The sequence below is a fragment of the Winogradskyella sp. MH6 genome (assembly GCF_022810765.1).
In the GTDB taxonomy this organism is placed as follows: Bacteria; Bacteroidota; Bacteroidia; order Flavobacteriales; family Flavobacteriaceae; genus Winogradskyella.
On sequence record NZ_CP094494.1, the window covers coordinates 1,713,818 to 1,739,967 of the forward strand.

The following is a 26,150-nucleotide window of genomic DNA, read 5'->3' on the forward strand; positions in this document are numbered from 1 at the left end:
TCAAAGTTTTTTAAAAGTTAAGGTTTAAACCAAAAGCAACTTGCCTACTTCTAGGATATGCTGAGTAATCTACACGAGGTGTAAATGTTGTTTTTCTTCTTGTTGACACTTCTGGATCTAAGCCAGAGTAATTAGTCCATACAAAAACGTTGTTAGCAGTAACGTAAAGTCTTAGTTTAGTAATTCCAAAATCAGACACCGCAGATTCTGGTAATGTATAACCTAAAGTTATTGTATTTAATCTTAAGTAAGAACCATCCTCAACAGCCCAGTCACTAAATACATACCTTTGCATGTAAGGAGACCACATAGTTGTATTAGCATTTAATGCTTCTAATTGCGATGGGTCTGTTACGAGTTGACCTGTAGAAGGATCTAAATTTGTCCATCTAACGCCATCAGCAAAAGTGGTAGTTAAGTTCCCAAAGTCATTGCTTTCTCTTGGTGTGTTTGAATGAATTTTGTTAGCATTATATACATCAAAACCAACACTAAAATTAAATGCAGCACTAAAGTCAAATCCGTAAGCACGTGCGCTTAAAGTCATACCTCCAGTAAAATCTGGGTTAGCATCTCCAATTACTGTATTGTCATCATTATCTACAACTCCGTCTCCATTAATATCTTTAAGCTTTAGAGCACCAGGTCTAACAAATCCATCTCCAATTACAGCGCTGTTGTCTACAACACCATCTCTTAATGTATATTCTCCGGTAGTTGAGTCATAATCAAAATCAGAAACTTCATAACGACCGTCACTTTGGTAGCCATACATAATGCCTAAAGGAGAACCTACTTGTACAAGATAATCATTTCCTATTTGACTAGAAGCCCACTCCGATGTCCAACCGAAATCTTCTAATTCACCTAATGAGTTGATGCGATTGGTGTTAGCACTAACATTAAATGATAAATCCAATCCGTAGTTCTCTTTGCTTATCACAGAATAATTCACCAAGGCTTCAAAACCTGTGTTTTGTATTTCACCTATATTTCTAAATTGGTATTCGTAACCAGATCCTGGTGTACGGAAAGCCAACAATAAATCTTTAGTAACGTTTTTGTATAATTCAAACGATCCACTTAAACGACCATCAAAAAGAGAATAATCTAAACCAAGGTTTTGAGTAACAGTTGTTTCCCATTTCAAATCTGGATTAGCTAGTACATTTGAAGCAGCCCAATAGTTATCTATACCATTTATGTAAGAAGTATTGTAAGATTGAAACGTTTGGATGGTTTGTCCCGTAGGAATGTTATTGTTACCAGCTTCACCATAACTTAAACGTAACTTTAATGAATTTAACCAATCTGCATTTTTAAGAAATTCTTCTTCAGAAACCTTCCATGCAACAGCAGCAGAAGGGAAGTATCCCCAACGATTATCACCTAAGAACTTACTTGAGCCATCAATACGATAAGTTGCAGTAAGTAAGTACTTGTTTTTATAGCCATAATTAGCACGACCAAAGAACGATAATAATTTATCTTCAGGACTGTAAAAATTATTTACAGAAAAGGGAGTTCCTTGAGTTGTTAAATTTACACTTGTATTAAAGTCAAAAGCTGATGGGAAACCATGAAGCTCGCTAGTAACTTGATTGTTTTTAGCAATAATCATTTCCTCACCTACCAATAATTGAAGACTATGATCTGCTCCAAGATGATTTTTAAAATCATAGTTAATGGTATTAGCGTTTCTAAAATCTTCACGTTTTCTATCTCTAATAACTAAACTAGGTAGACCTTGATTTTCAACAGCAGGTCTGTTACTAGAAAAGTATGTTGATTTACCGTAAAAGCGATAGTCTAAATCATTTCTGTTGTTAAGTGTAACACTCGTTTTGAGTTTAAGATTATCTATAACTTCCCATTCAAAACTACCAGATAAGTTTAAGTTTTTTCTCAATTGTCTTCTTTGGTTGTCGTCTACAGCTACGAATGGGTTAACCAAATCGCTAAAGAAAGTTTCTTCTGTATTAGTTGGGTCAAAACTAGTTAATGGTATAGGGGAATATCTTATTGAGTGCTTTAGTCTAGAATCTGCAGAAGATATTTCATTTTGTTCATTAGCTCCACCACCATTAATTTCTGTGTCAGAATAACGAGCGTTGAAGGTTAAATTAACTCTGTCGCTAGCTTTGCTCTTTAATGCTAAGGATAAATTGTTTCTTTTGAAGTTAGAACCAACCATAATTGCCTTTTCATCATAAAGCGCATAGTTGAAATTGAAATTGATTTTTTCAGATCCACCTCTAATTGACAAGTCTCTACTTTCTACTTCTCCAGTACGACCATAGATTAATTCTTGCCAATTGTTTCCTTTCATGCCAACATATTGGTCATAATCCTGATATAGACCATAGTTTTCTTCATAGGTCTCTAATTCATCATTTAACAACCAATATTCGTATTGCCATTTTACAAAATCTTCTGGACTTAATACATCTATTGTGTTTGCAATCTTTTTTACACCATAAAATGTATTAAAGTTAACCGCAATTTTACCTTCTCTACCACTTTTAGTTGTTATAATAACAACACCATTTGCACCTCTAGAACCATAAATAGCTGTTGAAGATGCATCCTTTAAAACACTAATATTGGCAATATCTGAAGGTGAAATATCACTTAAATTATTGATAGGAAATCCATCAACAATAATTAAAGGAGAACTGTCTTGTGTTATAGATCCTGTACCTCTTACCTTTATTTGAACTTCGGCATCTGGAGACCCTTCGGTTGATAAAACTTGAACACCTGCAAGACGACCTGTTAAGGTTTCGGCAACATTAGATATGTTCTGCTCTTTTAAGTCATTACCACTAACAGTAACAACTGAGCCTGTTAAATCGGATTTTCGTGCAGTACCATAACCAATTACAACAACTTCGTCTAGTGCTTCTTGGCTTGGCTTTAATTCAACATTAACTGTTGATTTGTCTCCAACTTTTATTTCTTGTGTAGCGTATCCTAAATAAGAAAACACCAATATAGCATTTGGTCCATCAACAGTAAGAGAATAATTACCGTCAAAATCTGTAGATGTACCGTTTGTAGTTCCTTTAACTAATACAGATGCACCAGGAACTGGTCCGCCCATATCTTCTGCCGTCACAGTACCTGTTATAGTTTTGCTTTGGGCAAATAAGCATGAACCGCTCAAAAGGAATAATACGATTAAGGATTTCGAAATAGTTTTTTTCGAAATAATACTGTTAGTACCAGTTTCTTTCCGAAAAAAAAGCAAATGTTCAAATAGAGAGTTAAACATGAGATTTTGAGTTAGTTTATAAATTAGTTTAAATATGTAATCGATTGCACAAATTTATCGTTAATTTTGAAATACACAAATTTTTGTTAAGATTTTTTTCGATATGTTAATTTTTTTGTACAAATATTGTTTAGTCCATAATACCATTGAAAACCAGAAAAAAAATAAAATTTTTAATGATGCTGAAATTGAAGAAATTATATAATTTAGTAATCGATTACATTAATACTGAATTTATACTATTAAGTACTTATGAATAGAATTAAAATTTTAATATGTCTTTTGTTTGGCTCTTTCATTATCCAAGCTCAAAATTATTACATGTCCAATCCTGAAGGTTTTGGTGAAAATACAACAGGTGGTGGAAGCTCTTCTCCTGTTATTGTGGATAATTACAATGCTTTTAAAAGTATGCTTTTGTTGTCATCACCACAAGTCATCCTTGTTTCGGGTACAATAGTTTTATATTCAGGTCAAAATATCAGTGAAGTTGTTACTAATAAAACTATCATAGGTTTGCCTGGTGCTAGGCTAGTCAATAATACCCAAACACAATCTGGTTCTGGCATTTTGAATTTAAAAAATGGATCCAATAATGTTATCATAAGAAACTTAATTTTTGAAGGGCCTGGTGCTTATGACATTGATGGAAGAGATAATTTATCTGTTGAGGGCTGTACAAATTTATGGGTGGATCACTGTGAATTTCAAGATGGCTTGGATGGTAACTTTGACATTAAAAATAATTCAGACAATATTACGGTGTCTTGGTGTAAGTTTACTTATCTCAAACCTGCTATTCCAGGTGGTTCTGGTGGATCAAATGATCATAGGTTTTCTAACCTTATAGGTTCTAGTGATTCAAATGCTCCTAATGACGGTCATTTTAGTATAACCTTTCAAAATTGTTACTGGGCTGAAGGTTGCAAGGAACGCATGCCAAGAGCGAGAAATGCAGAGCTTCATATTTTGAATTGTTATTACAATACAGATGTATCTAATTCAAGAGCATTAGGTTTTAGTGGAGGTGTTAATAGCTTGTCATGCTATGTTGAAAATTCAGATTTTGCTAATGTTGGTACAGTTTATCAAAGCTATGGTGGTACAGTAGCTTTAGAGTTTGATAATTGTATAAATTCTGTCTCTAATATAGGTTCTGTTAATGCACCATCATATAGTTATAGTGTTATTCCTGTGGAAGATGTTGCAACTTATATTCCAAACACAAGTTGCGGAGCAGGTGCAACTTTACAAGTTACTAATTCTGGTGTTATATCATCGAGTTGTGATAATTTGAGTATTGAAGAATCGTCTTTAAGTTCATTTTATATATATCCAAGTATCGTAAAGGATAAACTTTACCTCAAGAATTTTTCTCCTATTATAGAACAAGGAGTAGTTTCTGTAATTGATGTTAATGGGAAAATTATTAAGACTGATAATTTAGATTTTAATCATAATCAAGATGTAGAACTAGATTTTTCTTCAATAGTAAATGGATTATATTTTGTTAAGGTTGATTGCAATAATATATCACGTACCTACAAAATTGTTAAATCAAAGTAGCTAGTTAAGGGAATAGTTGGAAATTACAATAGATTATTAATCTAGTTAGAATCCAACTTAAAATTTATTAATACTAAAAAATAATAACACTTTTTTTGTCAAATTCATTTTTTTGATATATTTGTGTAATCGATTACATAAATGTTGTTGGATTTTCACTTTTATAGATTGTTGAATAGGTGTCTTCGATTTTTCAAAAGAACTCTGCACAAATTCTTTTGATTGTTTCAGCTAGAGAAACTAAACTAAATATAAACTATAAGTAATTTTCTAATCAATTCAACAACTATGAAAAAAATCTACTTTTTCGTATTGGTAGTTGCGTTATTTTCTGGAAATTATGGAGTTGCTCAATCGGTAAACTCTTATAATTTGGGTGATAACTCAACATTTACCAACACAGGAACACAATGGGATCCTGTAACTTCAACAACAAGTCCAGATGGCAAACTAAGAACTCAGGCCGCTACAAGTTTATGGCATAGTGCTGGCTATGGTGTGGCTTTCCAAAATGGAAATTCTTTAGAAGTCGATGTCGAGGGCATTGCAACAATTCGCTTTTACGGTTCAGTGTATAGTTCAGGTACAATGGATGCTGGTACAACTATTGGCGGAAATGATTTAGGCACAATGGATGTAGATATGGATGCTTATCCAGATATGTCTGATCAAACGGGTTACTATGAATTTTCTTACACGGGAGGTTCTGCAACATTGTATTTTACATTTACAGGGTCTAATGCATATACTCCTTCAATAGAGGTAATTTCTCCTACAACTTCATATAATTTAGGTGATGGTTCAACATTTACCAATACAGGAATACAATGGGATCCTGTAACATCGACAACAAGTCCAGATGGCAAACTAAGAACTCAAGCCGCTACAAGTTTATGGCATAGTACAGGCTATGGTGTAGCTTTTCAAAATGGAAATTCTTTAGAGGTTGATGTGGCTGAGGGTAGTAGTACTGTAAGGTTTTACGGTTCTGTTTATAGTTCAGGTACAATGGATGGAGGTACAACAATAGGTGGTAACGATTTGGGAACTATAGATTCAGATATAGATGCACATCCAGGTATGGCTGATCAAACAGGCTATTACGAATTCACTTATACAGGAGGTGCAACAACACTATATTTTACTTTTAGTGGTCCTAATGCTTACACACCAGCTATTGATGTTACAACTTTAGAATCAACAATTATTAAGACAGATGTCTGGGATTTCGCAGCGGAACAACTCGATGAAGTTTTATATAACAATATGCTAACGGAATCTACAATTAATTCATGGTACGATGGTTCAATTGCTGTAGGTTCATCAGGAAATGTTTTTCCTTCGGCTTTTAGTGCAGGCGCATTATCATGGGTTGGTGGTACTAATGACAGATTGAGAACTGTAAATACAAACCTTACACGTTATGATGAAAATATTAGTAGCGTTTCCGGTTATTCAGGTAGAGTGTATGTTAATGCAGGTGGTGCAACAGGTAGATATATGAGCTTAATGTTAGATGAAGATGATGAAGTCACTGTTATGATGCTCACGCAATCAGGAACAGGAAGTGTTCATTTTGAATATGCAACCGATCCTGCAATACAGGACGATGTTGTGGCTGTAGGTGGAGATTTACAGGAAGTTAATTTTGTAGCAAAAGAAGCTGGAGAATATCATATCTATGATGCGGTCGATAAACCAAGTTATTATAGAATAATGAGGAAAGATGCTGAATATGTTACTTTAACAGGTAATGTAGATGAAACTTTTGCGGCTGGTATTCCTGATGGGTATTCAATAATATTTACTAATGAAGCAGGTAAAGAATATGCTGCTGTAGTTTCAAGTGGTACTTATACCATTGATTTACCAATAGAGTATACTTACAACTTAAGTTTAGGTGGAGCTAATGGTTATATCATAACTAATGGACTTACGTTTAATGCTACTGAGGAAACAACGATTTATGATATTGTTGTGGCTCAGGTAGATATTTATAATGTTAGTGGAAATATTACAGGTTTAACTGATTTAACAGGTGTGACTTTAGCATATACTCCAGATTCTGGAGCAAGTACGGTTTACACTCCAATAGTTACTATAGATGAAGTAGCTTTTACATACAGTGTAGATCTAGAAGCTGGAATTGAATATACCATTTCTGCTGAAGGTGTTAATGATTATGAAATACTAACAAATACTATTACAATAGGATCTGCTGATGAAACTGCAGATGTAGATTTTACACCAAAGCCATTATACAACGTAGCTATCAATGCTATTGGTTTAGATGCAACCCAAGAAAGTGAATTGAGTTTAACATTTACGAACTTAAATGAAGAAGGATATTCATATGATTTTACAGATATTAATGCAGTGTCTTTAAGAGATGGTGTTTATACTGTTTCTTATAATGGTATTGATGCTTATCCATTAAGATTAGCGCTTACATCTAATCTTACTGTTGCTGGATCTGATACTTCAAAAGACTTAACGTTCAATCCAATCTCATTATGGACCTTTAACGATAGAGTAATTAATGCAGCAACTGCCTATGAAGGTCTTATGTTCACAGGAAGCGTGAATGTTAGAGGTAATAATGGAGATTTAAATGCAGGATCAGGTTCAACCATTGCTATTCCTGTTCAGGTAGGTGATAAAGTTATTATTACGGATTATTATTCATCTAATTATTCGGTAGAAGGAGAACCAGCTGTTACAAATACTTCAAATAGTACTAGTACAAATGTGGTGTCAGAATATGTTTATCCAGGTGCAACTGATGGTACAGTGACAATAACTGTTAATGCTACATCGTATTTTGTGTCTTTTGAAGTTGTTGCTATAGAGCCTTACAGCCCAATTATTACAGTTGGTGTTGATAAGGATTTTCAAACAATAAATGAAGCTTTGGATGCTATTTCTAGAATGGATCGTCCTAATGACGAACCTGTGACAGTAATGATTGATCCAGGAAATTACGAAGAAATGATAGTGATTAGTATCAACAATGTTACTTTAAAAAATGCATCTTCTAATCCTAGCATAGCACTTTTAAATTCAGGTGTAGATATCGATGCTAACGCGGTGAGAATTACATCATACTATGGACAAAAATATAATTTCTTTAGTCAAGGTACAGATAATAAATGGAGTGCTGAGGCTCTAGCTGTAAATACTGAAAATGGTTATACGGAGTACATTAACCAAGAAGGAACAGGAGGAGGTTCTTCATACTGGAATGCAACTGTTGTAATTACAGCACAAGATGTGACTATCGAAGATATAATTCTTGAAAATTCTTTTAATCAATATATTTCGTTAAAAGAATCACAGGATGTTGTACAGGCGAAGGCACCAAGTGAGCCAACAAGACCAACAGATTATGGTAATACTTCGGTTCAAGATAGATCTGCAGGATATGTAACACAGGCAGCGGCAATAGGTATTGCGGCAAGTGCAGATAGAGTGGTTTTAGATGAGTGTAGAGTTATCGGACGTCAAGATTCTTTCTATGGTGCTCAAGGAGCTAGAGTCGCTATATACAAAGGTGCTATGATGGGTGCTGTGGATTATCTTTTCGGTGGAATGACAGCGGTATTCTACCAAACGGATTTAGTTCTTAATACAAGTGATTATAGTAGTGATGCAGCATACATTACTGCTGCTCAGCAAACTTCAGGTAGAGGTTACTTAATGTACGAATGTCATGTGAAATCTACAATTCCAGGTGTTGAAACAGCTTCTACTTATGGCTCTAAGCCTGGTTATTATGGTCGTCCATGGGCGCCGAATACAAGTGAAGTAGTATTTTATAATACAACTATTGATGAATCTACTTACCCTGGTTCTGAAGGGCTTTCGTTGATATCTCCTGAAGGATGGACAAGCTCTTTAGGTGGTGTATCTTCTATGATGTATGAATATGGAACGATAGAAAATGCTTCTGGAGTTGATAATTCTGGGACAAGAGCGCCTTGGTCAACAGTATTATCATCACCAACGCTAACAGACGGTACGGCAATAACAACATTTAATTTTACTAAAGGAACAGATGATTGGGATCCCTTTCCGGAATTACTCTCGGTAGGTGATTTTAAGAATGCTCAATCTTCAGCATTTGTAAAAACATATAATCAGAAACTACATATTTCTAATGTGACTTCTGAAAATAGAGTTTTGGTCTATGCGATAACAGGTGCTTTGGTCAAAGATTTTGAAACTTCGGTTGAAACTTCAGTTGATATAGAAGACGGTATTTGGATTGTTAAATTGATAGATGGTAATGGGAGTAAGGTTTTTAAACTGATATCTCATTAATATTCTGTAAATAAAATAATTAATAAAGGTCATTTTTTATAAATGGCCTTTTTTTTATGATCAATGTGTTTAGAAAATTCCACTAAAATTATTAAATTGGTAATCGATTACAATTTTGTAATTAACTAATATAAAAAACAATTACAATATGAGAAAAAAATTACTTTTTTTGAGTTTACCATTTCTGCTTTTTACTGCTTTTGTACAAGCGCAAGATCATGTATGGGATTTTGGTAATGATGAAACTAACTTTCCTGTGGGACCAGCATTTTCGGATACGCAGGTAATTGACGGGCTAACATTGGTTGCTGGTGGTTCTAGTTTTGGTACAGTTGAACCAAATTCAGGTACTTGGTCAGATGGTTACAGTTCTACTAATCGTTTTAAATCAGAAGGAAACAGTTCTGTTGACGCATCAGGTTTACCCACAAGAAGGTATATGGAGTTTTCTGTTACAGGTCCAGTATCTGTAAAATTGTGGTTTAGATTTAGTGGTTCTAGCACTCCAAGAGCTGTTGTTATCGCAGATAATACAGGAGCTGAAATTGTTCGCTTTGATTCTGTTGGAGATACTGATAGAAGATATATTGAAGCTGATTATACAGGAAGCGCAAGCTCTATTTTAGTTTTTTCTGAAGGTAATGCTGTTAATTATTACAAATTAGAAGTTAGTAGTACCTTATTAAGTGTAGATGATGTCGATTTAATTTCAGAAATAGATGTAAGGTCTGTTAAGAATCAAGTGTTTGTTTCTAATGTAACTTCAGATGTTGAAATTAATGTTTACAATATTACGGGAGTTTTAGTTAAAACAATAAAAACAAATGAGGATTTAAACTTTCAATTAGAACCTGGTATTTATATTGCTCATGCAATATCCTCAGGAAAGAGTCAAACCTTTAAGTTGCTTTCTTATTAGTTGCATTGTTATTTTTTAAAATATGAAAGGACGCTTCTTAAGCGTTCTTTTTTTGTCTATTTTAGGTTTATAAATATTAAAATTCTTGGATAATAAATCTAAATTTTATAGGTTTGGTAATCGATTACATTAAAAGATTAATAATTCAATATGAATTCAAGAAAAGCATTTAATAAAATTAAAAAAAACAGTAGGTTTTTTTTAAGAATTTCTCAAATATCGGCTGTTTTGCTAATTATGGTTGGTACTTCTTGTAATGAGAATAAAACTCAACAAAAAAAAGGACCGTGGTCAGATATGGAGGAAGTTGTAAATAGTGTGAAAACACCTGAATTTCCAGATAAGACTTATAATGTTTTAGATTTTGGTGCAAAAGCAGACGGAGTTACTAAAAACACCAATGCTTTTAAAGACGCTATAAAAGCTTGTACAGATAATGGTGGTGGAAAAGTAATAGTTCCTGAGGGTAAATATTTAACGGGAGCTATTCATTTAGATAATAATGTAAACCTTCATTTAGAAGAAGGTGCAGAGATTTTATTTAGTACAGAACCGCAAGATTACTATCCTTTGGTCGCAACAAGTTATGAAGGTGTGGAGTTAATGAACTATTCTCCACTTTTATATGCTTACAAGAAAAAGAATGTAGCCGTTACAGGTAAAGGTACTTTAAATGGTCAGGCTAGTAATGATAACTGGTGGAAATGGTGTGGTAAGGATGAGTACGGTTGGGAAGAGGGAATGCCACAACAAAAGGATAGTCTTAATCTTCCAAGGCTAATGGAAATGGGACAAAATGGAACACCTTTAACTGAGCGTGTTTTTGGTGATGGTCATTATTTAAGACCTACTTTTTTAGAGCCTTACGAGTGTGAAAATGTTTTAATAAAAGGTGTTAAAATTATTGACGCGCCATTTTGGATTATTCATCCATTCAAATCCAATAATGTAATTGTAGATGGAGTAACGGTTGAAAGTCATGGGCCTAACAATGATGGTTGTGATCCAGAGTATTCTAAAAACGTCATTATAAGAAATTGTACATTTAATACAGGTGATGATTGCATCGCCATAAAAGCAGGAAGAGATGCAGAAGGTAGAAGAATTGGTATTAAAACGGAGAACGTTGTGGTACAAAACTGCAAAATGATTGATGGTCATGGTGGTGTAGTTATTGGTAGTGAAATGTCAGCAGGAGTATCGAATGTTTATGTAGAAAATTGTGAAATGAATAGTCCAAATCTAGACAGAGCTATTAGGCTGAAAACAAATTCTAGAAGAGGAGGAACTATAGATGGTATATATGTTAGAAACCTTGATGTCGGCCAAGTAAAAGAGGCTGTATTAAAGTTGAATATGTTTTACGCAACATACACGAATCAAACAGGAGAACATATCCCAGAAATTAAGAATGTAGTGTTAGAAAATGTAAAGGTAAAGAATGGAGGTTACTATGGTATTTTAGCTAAAGGCTATGAAGAATCACCTATTACAAACGTTACTCTAAAGAATGTAATTATTGAAAAAGTAGACGAAGCATTTTCGTTAGAAAATGTAGCTAACTTAAAACTTATAGATACGTATATCAACGGTTCGTTAATGCAGAGTCCACCTCAGACTAAAGATTAATTTGTTATAAATCAATTCCCCTAACAATTGAGATTAATAGCGTTAATTCGAATAAGCCTGACCCAAAATCAGGCTTATTTTTTAAAAATCACAGTGTGCAAAAAGTCATAACATACAGTTTGTTTTTCTTGATGTTTTCATCAAGTGTTTCTGCATTTCAAAAAGTTCAAAAAGTTCAAAAAGACACCTCTTACACTGTAAATAGTTCTTTTAAAAAGTATAAAAAGAACTTTCCAAACATAGAAATTCCGAAGCCTCAACATTATGAAAATGTAAAAGAAATCAATGATGAGGTTTATAAGCAAGTAGGTGAACGAAAACTTCATTTAGATGCTTTTGTCAATACAGATTCATTGTTGAAACCTGCTGTAATTATGGTCCATGGAGGCGGTTGGAAATCTGGCGATAAATCACATATGAAACCAATGGCGCAATGTATCGCTTCAAAAGGTTATGCTTGCTTTGCTTTAGAATATAGATTATCTGATGAAGCCCAATATCCTGATGGTATTTATGATATTAAAGAAGCCATTCAATACATAAAATCTAATGCAAAAGGATTTCGTATTGATACTACAAAAGTTGCCATTTTAGGAACGTCTTCAGGTGCTCAAATGGCAACACTAGTTGGCACAACAAATAACAATTCTAACTTTGAAGAAAATACAGGTTATAACACATCAACTTCTGTTCAAGCTATTGTAAACTTAGATGGCGTCATAGCTTTCGTTCACCCAAAATCTACTGAAGGTAAAATGGCTGCTTGGTGGTTGGGAGGAACTTCAAAAGAAAAACCTAAAGTCTGGAAAGAGGCATCTGCATTAACACATGTTGATGAGAATACACCTCCAACGTTGTTTATCAGTAGTCAGTATGAACGTTTTCAAGCAGGAAGAGAAGAAATGATTGAAATCATGGACAAGCATAACATTTATTCTCAGGTTGAGAATTTCCCAGATAGTCCTCATACGTTTTGGTTATTTAATCCGTGGTTTACAGAAACCGTAAATTATATCACTTTATTTTTAGATAAAACATTCAAAAAAGAATCATAAATGAAAAGATCAAAATTAATAGCAGCTTTATTATGTGCGAGTACCATTGTGGCTTGTAAATCCGAAAAGAAAGAGGATGCAAAACCAGAGGTTAAGCAAGAAGAAAAAGCCCAAGAAACTCAAAAGACATATGCTGAAATTTCAGTAGCTCAAGGAGGTGAGTGGAAAGATGGTCCAAGAGGTCATATGGAATATAGTGGTGGTACTTCATTTAAAAACGTTTCTTCTGTAAAAGTGCCAGAAAATCATACAGATCATACTTGGTTTATCCGTTACGAAGGTCCAGGTTGGGAGAGCAATAAAGTAGGCTATAGGCTCTATTTAGATTGGAGAAATGCTATTGATATTTTTGGTAAAAAGACAGATACTATGGTATTAGGACAAGTTGGTCAAGATGGTTTTGATTCTTACCACGAACCGCAACCATGGGGACAAGATATTCTAAAAGTAGGTAAAGGCCTTGGTGTTGGGTCATTAGGGCGCTTGGTTAATGACGAAGTGCTTCATTTTAAAAATGTAGATTCAACGTTTGCATCTGTTGAAAATTCAGCCAATGTATCTTCTGTGGTAGTAGATTATTACGGTTGGAAAACAGGCGAAGACACTATCGATTTGCAATCAACACTCAGTATTCAACCAGATAAAAGATATACAAAACACACCATTCAACCTTCAAAAGCAGTAAATGGTATTGTAACTGGAATTATAGATCACAAAGTGTCTTATTTTACCAAAGAAAGTGAAAATAAAAAATGGGCTTACATAGCAACCTATGGTGAGCAAACATTAGTGCCAGACGACTTAGGTATGGCGGTCTTTTACGAAGTAGATACAACCGTTGAAGCTAAAAAAGGCGAGTTTGATTACTTAGTAGAATTCAAACCAACTACTAAGCCAGTTTCTTTTTACTTTTTAGCAGCTTGGGAACAAGAAAAAGATGGTATTAAAAACGAAAAAGAATTCTTGGACTACCTTGAAGGATTGTTGATTGAATTGAACTCTAACAACACGTTATAATGAAAACTGGTATCAATTTGTTCACAATGCTTCTGTTTTGCGTTGCATTACAAATCACAACTGCTCAAGAAAAGACGTATACCATAGAAGAATGTGTCAATACCTTTTCTGAAGAAAAAACGGTGCCTACAAAAGTTGGCTATCAGTATTGGTTTGCCGATAAAGATTTCCTAGATGGTAGAACGATAAAAATGAGTGTTGTAGCACCAGGTAAATCTACACATGCACCTCATAAGCATAAAGAAGATGAATTCTTTTACGTTCTAGAAGGTAAGGCAAAATTTTATTTAGACGGAAAAGAAGTTGTTGTCGAAGCAAACACAAGCTTGTATTGTCCATCTTGGAGTATGCATGGTATCAGCAATGTTGGTGATACCGAATTAAAATATTTAGTGATTAAAAAATACGAAAAAGAGTAAAGATGAAAAACATAGCACTTGTAGCAATATTAGCATTGAGTTTTTTTACCAGTTGTAAAGAAGAGAAAAAGCAACAGGAAGAAACACCTGTGGCTAAAAAAGAAATTTCAGAGGATTTAAAGTGGTCAGAGCGTATGGCGCTTTCTGAAATTAAACGTTTTCCAGATCCTACACTTTTAGATTTTAGAGATAAGCCAAAATGGAGTTATACCAATGGATTGGTTTTGCAAGCAATGTCTAAAGTTTACGAAGAAATCAATAATCAAAAATTATACGATTATATCTACGATTATGCCAACAGAATGATCGAAGAAGATGGAGCTATAAAAACCTATAAAATGTCTAATTACAACTTAGACATGATAAAGTCTGGCGATGCTATTTACTATGTTTATAACAAAACTAAAGAACCGCGTTTTAAAAATGTAATGGACACCTTACACAAACAATTAGAAAGTCAGCCAACAACATCTGAAGGTGGTTATTGGCACAAAAAAGTGTATCCATATCAAATGTGGCTAGATGGTGTGTATATGGCAGAACCGTTTCATACAAAATATGCCAAATCGTATATGGATGATGAAGAAGCTAAAAAGGTTTATGATAAGATTATGTTACAATTCGACCTAATCGAAAAATACAGTAGAGATCCAGAAACGGGCTTATATTATCACGGTTGGGACGAAAGTAAAGAACAAAAATGGGCAAATAAAGACACCGGATTGTCTCAAAATTTTTGGTCTCGTGGCATGGGCTGGTACGGCATGGCATTGGTTGATGTTTTGGATTATTTACCGGAGAATTACGAAGGGAGAGAACGACTAATTAAGTATCTCAACCAATATGCCGAAGCTATTGTAAAGTATCAAGATGAAAAAACAAGCACGTGGTATCAAGTACTAAATCTACCTGAAAGAGAGGGTAATTATCTAGAGGCAACAGGTACAAGTATGTTTACATATACTTTAGCAAAAGGCGTTAATAAAGGCTATTTACCGAAACAATATTTAGATAATGCCAACAAAGCATTTGAAGGCATATTAGATACATTCATCACTGTTGAAGATAACGGAGTTGTCAGTCTTAATAAATGTTGTGGAGTAGCAGGTTTGGGTGGAAATCCATACAGAGACGGAACTTTTGAATATTATATTGGAGAGATCATCAGGTCTAACGATCCAAAAGGAACAGGACCATTTATCATGGCTGCTTTAGAACTTAACAAGTAAACGGCTATGGCAACCATCAACACAGCACTTTGTTCGTATGGAATGAGTGGACATGTTTTTCACGCACCTTTCATAGATGTTCATCCAGATTTTAATCTTTATGGTGTTTTTGAGCGAACAAAAAACTTAGCCGAAAAGAAGTATCCTAATATCAAGACGTTTCGCTCTTTAGAAAAGATGCTGAAAGATAAAGCTATTGATTTAATAGTTGTCAATACTCCTAATACCACACATTACGATTATACAAAAAAAGCACTCGAAGCAGGTAAGCATGTTGTGGTAGAAAAACCTTTTACGGTCAATTCAAAAGAAGCAGAAGAACTCATAGCATTAGCTGAAAAGCAAAACCTAAAATTGTCAGTATATCATAACAGACGTTGGGATAGCGATTTTAAAACCGTAAAGAAAGTTGTTCAAAAAGGTGTACTCGGAGATATTGTTGAAGCTGAATTACATTATGATAGATTCGACCCAGAACTGAGTTATAAAACACACAAGGAAACACCAACCGAAGGAGTCGGGAGTTTATACGATTTAGGTTCGCATCTCATAGACCAAGCATTGCAATTGTTTGGTATGCCAAATAGTGTTTTTGCAACCTTAGATTCTTTCAGAAAAGATTCTAAAGTAGGAGATTATTTTGATGTGAAACTTTACTATGATTCGCATTTTGTAACTCTAAAATCCAGTTATTTTGTAAGAGAACCATTGCCTGCCTATAGCATTCACGGCACAAAAGGTTCGTTTATTAAATCTAAAGCAGATATTCAGGAAACCGAACTTCAAAAAGAAATAAAACCTAATACAGCCAATTGGGGAATTGAGTCTGAAACAGAAAAAGGATTGCTTCATATCATTGAAAATGGTACTTCAAAAAAAGAACACATTGTAACAGAGCAAGGTAATTATATGGCCTATTATAATGGGATTGCTGAGGCTATTATAAACAACAAACCACTTCCTGTTATTGCAGAAGAAGCAACCGAAGTTATAAAAATTATTGAGGCTGCTTTTTTAAGTAACAAAGAAAGAAAAGTCATTAAATTATGAAAAAAATAACCTTACTAGTATCATTTTGTATGGTCTTAAATGGCATAGCACAAGAAAAATTTGTGTCCGATGTTTGGGTGTCAGACAATGGAGATGGTACTTATACCAATCCAGTTTTGCATTCTGATTTTTCAGATCCAGATGTTGTAAGAGCTGGTGAGGATTACTATATGACGGCATCATCCTTTACCTGTTTACCAGGCTTACCAATTTTACATTCTAAAGACTTGGTGAATTGGGAATTGGTAAATTATGCTTTGCCAAAACAGATTCCGTTAGATGTTTTTGATAAACCACAACACGGTAAAGGGGTTTGGGCACCTTGTATTCGTTTTCATAAAGGGGAATTTTACATCTACTATCCAGATCCAGATTTTGGTATTTATATGACAAAAACCAAAGATCCAAAAGGTATTTGGTCAGAACCTGTTTTAGTTAAAGGAGGAAAAGGACTAATTGACCCAACACCACTGTGGGATGATGATGGTAAAGTGTATCTCGCTTATGCTTTTGCAGGAAGTCGCGCAGGAATAAAAAGTTTACTTGTTGTCTGCAGTATGAATGCTGAAGGTACTAAAACTAATGATGATGAGGTAAAAATCATTGATGGTCACGAAGGTGAAGATACCATTGAAGGTCCTAAGTTTTACAAACGAAATGGTTACTACTACATTTTTGCACCAGCTGGTGGAGTACCAACAGGTTGGCAGACTATTTTAAGGTCTAAATCAGTGTTTGGACCTTACGAAAAAAAGAAAGTATTGCATCAAGGTAATACCGAAATCAACGGGCCACACCAAGGAGCTTGGGTAGATACCGTTACTGGCGAAGATTGGTTTCTTCATTTTCAAGATAAAGATGCGTATGGTCGTATAGTTCATATGCAACCAATGTCTTGGAAAAATGATTGGCCAGTTATGGGTATAGACCAAAATAATGATGGTATTGGCGAACCTGTAACCACACATAAAAAACCGAATGTAGGTACGACATATCCTATAGCTACACCACCAGATACTGATGAGTTTAACGAACCAAAAAGAGGTTTGCAATGGCAATGGCACGCCAATCCGCAAGTGTATTATGGTTTTCCAACGAGTATGGGACATTATACAATGTATTGTAGACCAAGACCAGAAGGTTCTAGTAATCTGCATGATGTACCAAATTTGTTATTGCAAAAATTTCCAGCTGAATCATTTATAGCAACAACCAAATTGACGTTTAATGCCAGACACGATAACGAGCAAGTTGGTTTTTTAGTTATGGGATTGAGCTATAGTTATATCAAATTCTCACAAGAAGATGGACAGTTGTACTTATCACAAGTAACTTGTAAAGATGCACATAAAGAAGGCAAAGAAAATGAAAGTGAAAAAATCAAAGTAGATAGCAAAACGATTTATCTTCAAATTAAAGTAGATAAAGGTGGAGTGTGTAATTTTTATTACAGCACAAATAACAAAAGATTCAAGCCTATTGGTGATACATTCAAAGCGAGAGAAGGTAGATGGATTGGTGCAAAAATAGGCTACTTAGCATTAAGAGAAAGAGTTATTAATGATGCTGGAAGTTTAGATATCGACTGGATTAGATTTAAGAAATAATGAATACTATCAAGTCAGTAAAATACCATCTATCGTTATTATTTTTAGGGCTGATGTTCTTTCAAAGTTGTTCAGAAGAGAACAAAAGAAAACTTCCCTTTGATGTTAAAAAAGACTTATTCGACACGCTACAGCCTAATGATTTAGGTTTAAAAGTTCCAAAAGGTATTGAAACATATACCATTTTTAAACCCACAGATAGTACAGATCATTTTAGTAATGGAGCAGTAATGACAGCCTTTAAAGGAGTATTGTATTGCCAGTGGCAAAGCTCTGCCGAAGGCGAAGATTCTGATGATACTTGGCTGGCTTACAGCAGTAGCAAAGATGGAAAAACTTGGAGTAAACCGATGACTTTAGCAGCATCAATTGAGGATGGTTATTGTACTTCAGGAGGTTGGTGGACCTACAAAGATTCATTAATTGCCTATATCAATGTTTGGCCATCAAAAGTATCGCCAGAAGGCGGCTATACGTATTATAAAACAAGTGCAGATGGTGTTAACTGGTCAGAAAAGAAACCTGTTTTAATGGCAGATAATACTCCTATAAATGCGGTATTTGAACAAGATCCACATCAACTAGCTAATGGTCGTATCATTAATGCAGCACATTTTCAACCTGGCTTAATGGTATCTCCAGTTTATACAGATGATCCGAAAGGAGTCATTAGTTGGACGAGAGCAAGTTTCACAAATAATTCTGCTAAAAATAATGTCTCCCAAGAAATTGAACCAAGTAGTTTTGTGAAAAGAGATAGTAGCTTGGTTATGGTGTTTAGGGATCAGTATAGCTCGTTTCAAACTTTAGCTTCAACAAGTAAAGATAACGGTGAAAGTTGGACAACACCTGTTGAGACCACAATGCCAGACTCTAGATCTAAACAAAGTGCAGGTAATTTTCCAAACGGAACAGCATACATTATCAACAATCCTGTACAGACCAAATCACGAATGCCATTGGCTGTAACGCTTAGCAACGATGGTAATTTGTTTACTGATGCTTATGTGCTTCGTAAAGGCGATGAGCTTCAACCCTTAAAATATGAAGGGAAATATAAGCGCTTGGGCTACCATTACCCTAAATCTTTCATTTTCAATAATAGTTTGTATGTGTCTTATACAACTAGCAAGGAAAACGTAGAGTATACTAAAGTTCCGTTGAGTAGCCTAAAAACCACTAACCCTTAAAATGATTAATTATGAAATTTCCCCCTAATTATAAATTCATATTTTTTTTAATCGGGCTTTGTTTTTTTACAGGAATATCAGCTCAGGTTCACGATAAATCTTGGCGAAATATTATACATACAAAAGATGATGTTTGGTATCAATCTGATGAAGCTAAGCAAATTGCAGAAAACGTATTGTTGTACCAACGCAATATTGGTGGATGGCCAAAAAATGTACAAATGCACTTGCCATTGTCTCAAGATGAAAAAGAAGAATTGTTGAAGCAAAAACAAACCAATGAAGAGACAACGACAGATAATGGAGCTACGATTCAAGAAATGCTATTTCTTTCAAAAATATATGCTCAAACAAAAGATGAAAGGTATAGAAACGCCTTTTTAAAAGGTTTGGATTATATATTGGACGCGCAATACGATAATGGAGGCTGGCCACAATTTTACCCATTAAAAAAAGGCTATTACTCGCATATTACCTATAATGACAATTCGATGGTGAACATTATGAACATGCTTCATCAATTCAAAAAGAATACCGATTATTATTCTATAAAGCTTCCAAAAGAACAGTTAGAACGTGTAAATGACGCTTTTAGAATAGGAGTAGACTGTATCTTAAAAACTCAATACAAACAAAACGGTGTTTTAACAGCCTGGTGTGCGCAACACGATGCGAAGACATTAGAGCCAGCAAAGGCAAGAGCCTATGAGTTACCATCCTTGAGTGGTGCAGAATCGGCTCATATTGTAATGTTGTTGATGTCTATAGAAAACCCTTCGAAAGAAATCATCAATGCCGTAAATAGTGCTGTGGCTTGGTTTGAAAAAACAAAAATTACCAATCTTAAAAAGGAATTGATTTACGATAAAGACGGAAATCGAACGGACTTGAAAATGATTCCTGCTGAAAATGAACCTGCTATTTGGGCGCGTTTTATGGAACTTGAAGATAATATACCTTTCTTTTGCGATAGAGATGGTGTTAAAAAAGCCACTTTAGCAGAAATTGGAGACGAACGAAGAAATGGCTACGCTTGGTACAGCAACCATCCTCAAATGGTGTTGGATGCCTATCCAGAATGGAAAAAGAAATACGATTTGTCCCAAAAGAATTCGCCATCAAATCCGTTCAAAATTGTTGTGGCACAAGATGGTAGTGGCGATTATATCTCTATTGTTGAAGCGATAAAAAACACCAAGGCTTTTCCATATGATAGAATCACCATTTTTATAAAAAATGGAATCTACAAAGAGAAAGTGAAAATCCACGAGTGGAACCAAAATTTATCTTTGGTTGGCGAGAGCAAAGAGAATACTATTATAACCTACGATGACTATTTTAACAAACTAGGATTGGGTAGAAATAGTACATTTTACACCTACACATTATTGGTTGAAGCTAATAATGTGGTGCTAAAAAATCTCACTATTGAGAATTCTTCAGGTGAAGTTGGACAAGCCGTTGCTCTGTCTGTGTTTTCAGATGAAGTCGCTGTGGTTAATTGTAATTTATTAGGCAATCAAGATACTTTGTATGCTTCAGGAAAAGGGAAGCAATATTACAAAGATTGTTATATTGAAGGTACAACCGATTTTATTTTCGGAAGCGCCACAGCCTTTTTTGAAAATTGTCAAATCCATAGTAAAAAGAACTCTTACATCACAGCAGCATCAACACCAAAAGATTCGTTATTTGGTTATGTTTTTAAAGACTGTAAAATTACCGCAGATGATGATGTAGATGAAGTCTATTTAGGAAGGCCTTGGCGCGTGTATGCGCAAACTGTTTTTATAAATTGTGATTTAGGAAATCATATCTTGCCAATAGGATGGCATAATTGGTCTAAGCCAGAAGCTGAAAAAACTGCGTTTTATGCTGAATATAAAAATTATGGAGAAGGCTATAAACCATCAGAACGTGTAGGATGGTCGCATCAATTAAAAAAACGACAAGCAAAAAAATATACATTGAAAAATGTATTAGGTGAACACAAAAAGAAATCAAAAAAAGAATGGTATGAAGCATTATAAAATAATCCTGATTTTAGTAATTGTTCTGTTTCAATCTTGCGATAAAAAAGTAGAACAGAAACAAGAGGAAGAGACTGTAAAAACCATTGAAAGCGTTTCAATTTATACCATAGGAGATTCAACAATGGCAGACAAGCCAAATCCTGACGAAAACCCAGAACGTGGTTGGTGCCAATTATTACCAACGCTTCTTAACGATATAGCAACCGTAAAAAATCACGCTGTAAATGGTAGAAGCACAAGAAGTTTTATCACTGAAGGGCGTTGGGATTCTGTGCAAAAACAACTTAAAAAAGGAGATTATGTATTCATTCAATTTGGGCATAACGACCAAAAAATAACGAATCCGCAACGTTTTACCAATCCACATACAGCATACAGACACAACTTGATAAAGTTTGTAAAAGAAGCAAGAGCAAAAAAAGCTATTCCTGTACTTTTTTCGTCGATTGTAAGACGAAATTTTAATGCAGATTCCACATTAGTAGACACTCACGGAGTATATCCTTTAGAAACCCGATTGATAGCTCAAGAGTACGATGTTCCGTTTGTAGATTTGCAATATCTTACAGAAACACTAGAGGAATCTTATGGTGTTGAAGGTTCTAAGAAATTGCATTTGCATTTTGAGCCAGGCGAAATTTCTTATTTTCCAGATGGAAAGGAAGATAATACCCATTTATCAGTTTTAGGAGCAACAGAAGTGGCTAAGTTAGCAGTGAACGAGTTAAGAGAAAAGGTAGAAGATTTTAATAGTTACATTAAAAAATGATGAGAATAGAAAGTAGATTACAGCAGTATTCACTTTTGCTATGTAGCTTTCTTTTTGTGGCTTGCTTTGCACAAGAGGAAAAAGTTATTCAGCTTTGGCAAGATTCAATTCCAAATGCTATTGAAAATCCGGATTATGAAGAGGTTCAAACCTTTAAAGATTCAATGCTCTGGAGTACAGAAAAAGTTAAAGAACCCACATTAACCATTTTTTCACCCGAACAACCAAATGGAACAGCAGTAGTTATTTGTCCAGGTGGAGGCTATCATCATTTAGCTATAAATAAAGAAGGTTATAAAATTGCTGAATGGTTAAATACGCGTGGAATCACAGCCTTTGTGTTAAAATACAGAATGCCTAATGATAGCATATCGACGAATAAAACCATTGCACCACTTCAAGATGCGCAACGTGCTATGCGATATGTGAGGCAAAATGCCAAACACTGGAATTTAAATGAAAATAAAATCGGAGTTCTTGGGTTTTCGGCAGGTGGACATTTAGCGTCAACCCTATCAACGCATTATAATGATGCTGTTTACAAAGCGGAATATGAAGTTAGTGCAAGACCAGATTTTTCAATATTGGTGTATCCTGTAATTTCGATGAAAGACGGCGTAACACATCAAGGTTCTAAAACGAATTTGTTGGGCGAAACACCATCAAACGAAACTGTGGAATTCTATTCTAATGAAACTCAAATCACTTCAGAAACACCAAAAACCATTTTAATTCACGCTACAGATGACAAGTCAGTTCCTGTAGAAAATAGTCTTCAATATTATTTAGCTTTAAAAGAAAACAAGGTGCCAGCCGAACTTCATATTTATGAAAAAGGCGGACACGGTTTTGGTTTAGGACGAGGTTTTACAAGTGACGATTGGCCAAAAGCTTGCGAGACTTGGTTAAAGAAAAATGATTTATAAAAGTTGTTTGTTTTAAATAATACCACTTTTTGAAATCCCAAGACTAAGTCCTCTAAGTTCTGCAAGACCTTTTAAGCGGCCAATAGCAGTATAACCAGCATACGAATTATTATGTTTTAAATCATCAAGCATTTGGTGGCCGTGGTCTGGTCGCATAGGTAGTGAAATGTTGCGTTCCTTTTCAATTTTTAAAACTGCTTTTACAATCTCAAACATATCTGAAGAACCCTCAAGATGATGGTCTTCGTAAAAACTACCATCGTCTTCTCGCTTCACATTTCTAAGATGAAGAAAATGAATTCTATTTTTGAATTTTTCAATCATCTTTGGCAAGTCATTGTTGTCATTCGCACCCAAAGAACCAGTACAAAATGTAATACCGTTTGAAGGACTATCAATAAAACCAACCAAATCATCCAAGTCACGTTCTGAAGTGATGATGCGAGGCAATCCCATAATATCAAAAGGAGGGTCGTCTGGATGAATCGCCATCTTCACACCTAATTCTTCCGCAAGCGGAATAATTTCATTCAAAAAATAGGACAAATTAGATTTTAAATCGGAATGCGATAGGTCTTTATACTGCGCTATCATCTTCTTGAATGTCGGAATATCAAGGTCGTCAACTGTGCCAGGCAACCCTTTTAAAATACCATCTTTTAAACGTTGTATTTCGGTTTTAGACATAGCTTCATAGCGCTGTTTAGCCTTAGCTAAAATAGCTTCGTCGTAATCCTTTTCAACATCATTGCGTTTCATTATGAAGGCTTCAAAAACAGCCATTTCAACCTTATCGAACCGTAATGCTGTGCTACCATCTTCGAGTTCCCAAAAAAGATGTGTGCGCGTCCAATCTAAAACAGGCATAAAGTTGTAGCACACATTTTTTACACCACATTTAGCGACATTAAAGAGGCTTTGTTTGTAGTTTTCTATACGTTTTGCATAGTCGCCTTGACGCAGTTTTATGTTTTCGTGAATAGGAATACTTTCAATAAAAGACCATTCTAATTTTGCATTTAGAATTTCATTTTTTGTAGCTTGAATGTCTTCGATAGGCCAAATTTCGCCATTTGGAATATGATGCAGTGCAGTAACTACACCAGTTGCACCAGATTGTCTAATATCCGAAAGGGTTACAGCATCAGATTTGCCAAACCATCTAAAATTTTCTGTCATTTCTTAATTTTTAAACACCACTAAAAGCGCCAAAACCACCATCAACGTGGATGACGGTTCCTGTCATAAATTTTGAAGCATTACTAGCTAAAAGCTGTACGGCACCATTAAGTTCTTCGGAATTTCCAAAACGTTTCATTGGTGTGCTTTTTATAATGGTTTCGCCACGATCTGTTAAAGAACCATCTTCATTGGTCAATAATTTACGGTTTTGGTCCGCAAGGAAAAACCCAGGAGCAATAGCATTGACTCTAATCTTATCGCCAAACTTATGAGCCATATCTACAGCCATCCAACGTGTAAAGTTTTCCATAGCAGCCTTTGAAGCCGAGTAGCCAACAACACGTGTTAATGCTTGTGCCACAGCTACTGAAGAGACATTAATTATAGAACCACCATTTTGTTCGGTCATTTGTTTTCCAAAGACTAAGGACGGAATCACGGTTCCCATTAAATTTAAGTCTGTTACTTTTTGAAAGTCATCTATTGAAATATCAAATAACGATTCAGAAGGAGATAAAGTCGCGCCAGGCATATTTCCACCTGCTGCATTAATGAGCACATCAAATTTTTGCCACTTTTCTAGAAGTTGAGTTTTAACATTTTCTAGGTTTTCTTTATCTAATACATCAGCTTTAATACCCATGGCATTGGTTGCTGAAAGTTGAGCTGCAAAATCTTTAGCTTTGGCTTCATTTCTACCAAGTATAGCCACTTTAGCACCAGACTCAACCAAATGCTTAGCCATACTAGAACCTAATACGCCATAACCACCTGTGATGATGATGACTTTATCTTTTATATCGAGGATGTTCATTGTTTTGTGTTTTTAAATTTTTTTATCTGAGGATTCCCTAACTATTAATTCAGATTTTAAGATGTTTTTGTTTAAGGTTGGCTTCCAATTCTCATCATTAATTCTACTTAAGAACGTTTCAGCAGCAATTTTGCCTATTTCGGCACTATGCTGGTTTACTGTTGAAATTGTAGGACTTACCAAAGATGTAAATGGTTCGTTTCCAAAACCAATTAAACAAATATCTTCAGGGACATTAATATTGTGTTCATTCAATACCTGAAGTGCACCTAAAGCAGCATAATCACTCGCCACATAAATAGCATCAGGACGTTTTTCTAACTGCAAAAACTTTTGCATCATTTCTCTACCATCTTCAAGTGTAAGACTACTTTCAGTAAGTAAATTTTGGTCTAAAGGTAGGTTGTGTTTCGTTAATGCGTCAATATAACCTCTTATTCTATTGTTAAAAATTCGAGTTCGTCTATAACCACCAATATGAGCAATACGTTTACATCCTTTTTCAACTAAATGCTCAACAATCATGTGGCTACTATCATAATCATTGATACCAACATAATCTACATTGAGGTCGTTTTCACCACGATCAAAAAGAATCAATGGAATTCCTTTAGATTTTATTTTCTCGTAATAGGAAAGGTCAGTTGTTTCATTTGCCATTGAAGCAATTATACCATCAACTTGAGTATAAAGTAAGGTGTCTATATTTTTACATTCCTTTTTAAAAGATTCCTTAGACTGGGTAATAATGATATTGTAACCAGCCTTATCAAGAACAGCCTCCATGCTTTCAATAACAGATGAAAAGAAATTACTATTTGTACGAGGCACAATGACACCAACTAAGTTGCTTTTACCTTTTCTTAAAGCACTTGCGAGGTGATTAGGTTGGTAGTTTAATTCTTTAGCAACACGTTTTACATCTTCTTTAGTTTGTTTACTAATTCGGGAATCATCATGAAGCGCTTTAGATACTGCGGCAGCAGAAATATTAAGTACATTGGCAATGTCTTTTATTGTCGTTCTTTTTTTATTTCCCAAGATTTTATATATTTGCTTAATCGTTTAAGCAAATTTAAGCTTTTTGTTTTTTATAATCAAAACTAGATACGTTTTGATTTATTTTTAAAATATTTGGTTAAACGTTTAAG

The 26,150-nt window shown here is 34.7% G+C and carries 18 protein-coding genes; 14 read left to right on the top strand and 4 right to left on the bottom strand.

Translation table 11 applies throughout. The features are described from left to right. Positions 1–10 precede the first annotated feature (10 nt). Positions 11–3,166 carry a SusC/RagA family TonB-linked outer membrane protein gene (locus MST30_RS07745; RefSeq protein ID WP_243473813.1) on the bottom strand — a complete coding sequence of 1,052 codons (3,156 nt, stop codon included), beginning with the start codon at positions 3,164–3,166 and terminating at the stop codon, positions 11–13. Positions 3,167–3,595: 429 nt separating this feature from the next. Between MST30_RS07745 and MST30_RS07750 the strand changes: the two genes are divergently transcribed. The 14 genes from MST30_RS07750 to MST30_RS07815 all read left to right on the top strand — a co-directional run bounded on the left by MST30_RS07750 (position 3,596) and on the right by MST30_RS07815 (position 23,003). After that, positions 3,596–4,840, top strand: a complete 1,245-nt coding sequence (locus MST30_RS07750; RefSeq protein WP_243473814.1) for a pectate lyase family protein — start codon at positions 3,596–3,598, stop codon at positions 4,838–4,840. A 288-nt stretch (positions 4,841–5,128) separates the two neighbouring features. Beyond that, the gene (locus MST30_RS07755; protein ID WP_243473815.1) at positions 5,129–9,160 is read left to right on the top strand and encodes a pectinesterase family protein; all 4,032 of its coding nucleotides are present in this window, start codon (positions 5,129–5,131) and stop codon (positions 9,158–9,160) included. Positions 9,161–9,308: 148 nt separating this feature from the next. Beyond that, positions 9,309–10,079, top strand: a complete 771-nt coding sequence (locus MST30_RS07760) for a T9SS type A sorting domain-containing protein (protein WP_243473816.1) — start codon at positions 9,309–9,311, stop codon at positions 10,077–10,079. A gap of 237 nt (positions 10,080–10,316) precedes the next feature. Next, positions 10,317–11,708, top strand: coding sequence for a glycoside hydrolase family 28 protein (locus MST30_RS07765; protein WP_243473867.1), 1,392 nt, complete (start codon positions 10,317–10,319; stop codon positions 11,706–11,708). Between the two features lie 95 nt (positions 11,709–11,803). Next, entirely contained in the window at positions 11,804–12,763 is a 960-nt protein-coding gene (locus MST30_RS07770) for an alpha/beta hydrolase (RefSeq protein WP_243473817.1), read from the top strand. Further along, on the top strand, positions 12,764–13,780 hold the full coding sequence (locus MST30_RS07775; RefSeq protein WP_243473818.1) for a DUF4861 family protein: 1,017 nt from the start codon (positions 12,764–12,766) through the stop codon (positions 13,778–13,780). Beyond that, the gene (locus MST30_RS07780) at positions 13,780–14,199 is read left to right on the top strand and encodes a cupin domain-containing protein (RefSeq protein ID WP_243473819.1); all 420 of its coding nucleotides are present in this window, start codon (positions 13,780–13,782) and stop codon (positions 14,197–14,199) included. The genes MST30_RS07775 and MST30_RS07780 overlap by 1 nt, the downstream gene beginning before the upstream one ends. Before the next feature lie 2 nt (positions 14,200–14,201). Further along, complete coding sequence (locus MST30_RS07785) at positions 14,202–15,428, top strand: glycoside hydrolase family 88/105 protein (protein ID WP_243473820.1); 1,227 nt, start codon at positions 14,202–14,204, stop codon at positions 15,426–15,428. Positions 15,429–15,434: 6 nt separating this feature from the next. Further along, complete coding sequence (locus MST30_RS07790; protein WP_243473821.1) at positions 15,435–16,478, top strand: Gfo/Idh/MocA family oxidoreductase; 1,044 nt, start codon at positions 15,435–15,437, stop codon at positions 16,476–16,478. Beyond that, positions 16,475–18,085, top strand: a complete 1,611-nt coding sequence (locus MST30_RS07795; protein WP_243473822.1) for a glycoside hydrolase family 43 protein — start codon at positions 16,475–16,477, stop codon at positions 18,083–18,085. Before MST30_RS07790 ends, MST30_RS07795 begins: the two co-directional genes overlap by 4 nt. Beyond that, entirely contained in the window at positions 18,085–19,275 is a 1,191-nt protein-coding gene (locus tag MST30_RS07800) for an exo-alpha-sialidase (protein ID WP_243473823.1), read from the top strand. The genes MST30_RS07795 and MST30_RS07800 overlap by 1 nt, the downstream gene beginning before the upstream one ends. Positions 19,276–19,286: 11 nt before the next feature. Further along, the gene (pelA, locus tag MST30_RS07805) at positions 19,287–21,305 is read left to right on the top strand and encodes a pectate lyase (protein WP_243473824.1); all 2,019 of its coding nucleotides are present in this window, start codon (positions 19,287–19,289) and stop codon (positions 21,303–21,305) included. Next, on the top strand, positions 21,292–22,077 hold the full coding sequence (locus tag MST30_RS07810; protein ID WP_243473825.1) for a rhamnogalacturonan acetylesterase: 786 nt from the start codon (positions 21,292–21,294) through the stop codon (positions 22,075–22,077). The genes pelA and MST30_RS07810 overlap by 14 nt, the downstream gene beginning before the upstream one ends. Continuing rightward, the gene (locus tag MST30_RS07815; RefSeq protein ID WP_243473826.1) at positions 22,074–23,003 is read left to right on the top strand and encodes an alpha/beta hydrolase; all 930 of its coding nucleotides are present in this window, start codon (positions 22,074–22,076) and stop codon (positions 23,001–23,003) included. The genes MST30_RS07810 and MST30_RS07815 overlap by 4 nt, the downstream gene beginning before the upstream one ends. A gap of 12 nt (positions 23,004–23,015) precedes the next feature. On the opposite strand, the gene uxuA is transcribed toward MST30_RS07815, so the two are convergent. The 3 genes from uxuA to MST30_RS07830 are packed head-to-tail and all read right to left on the bottom strand — an operon-like array spanning position 23,016 to position 26,040. After that, complete coding sequence (uxuA, locus tag MST30_RS07820; RefSeq protein WP_243473827.1) at positions 23,016–24,182, bottom strand: mannonate dehydratase; 1,167 nt, start codon at positions 24,180–24,182, stop codon at positions 23,016–23,018. Positions 24,183–24,192: 10 nt separating this feature from the next. Continuing rightward, positions 24,193–24,999: an SDR family oxidoreductase gene (locus MST30_RS07825; protein WP_243473828.1), complete on the bottom strand. Its 807-nt coding sequence runs from the start codon at positions 24,997–24,999 to the stop codon at positions 24,193–24,195. A gap of 12 nt (positions 25,000–25,011) precedes the next feature. Beyond that, positions 25,012–26,040, bottom strand: a complete 1,029-nt coding sequence (locus tag MST30_RS07830; protein ID WP_243473829.1) for a LacI family DNA-binding transcriptional regulator — start codon at positions 26,038–26,040, stop codon at positions 25,012–25,014. Between the last annotated feature and the right edge of the window lie 110 nt (positions 26,041–26,150).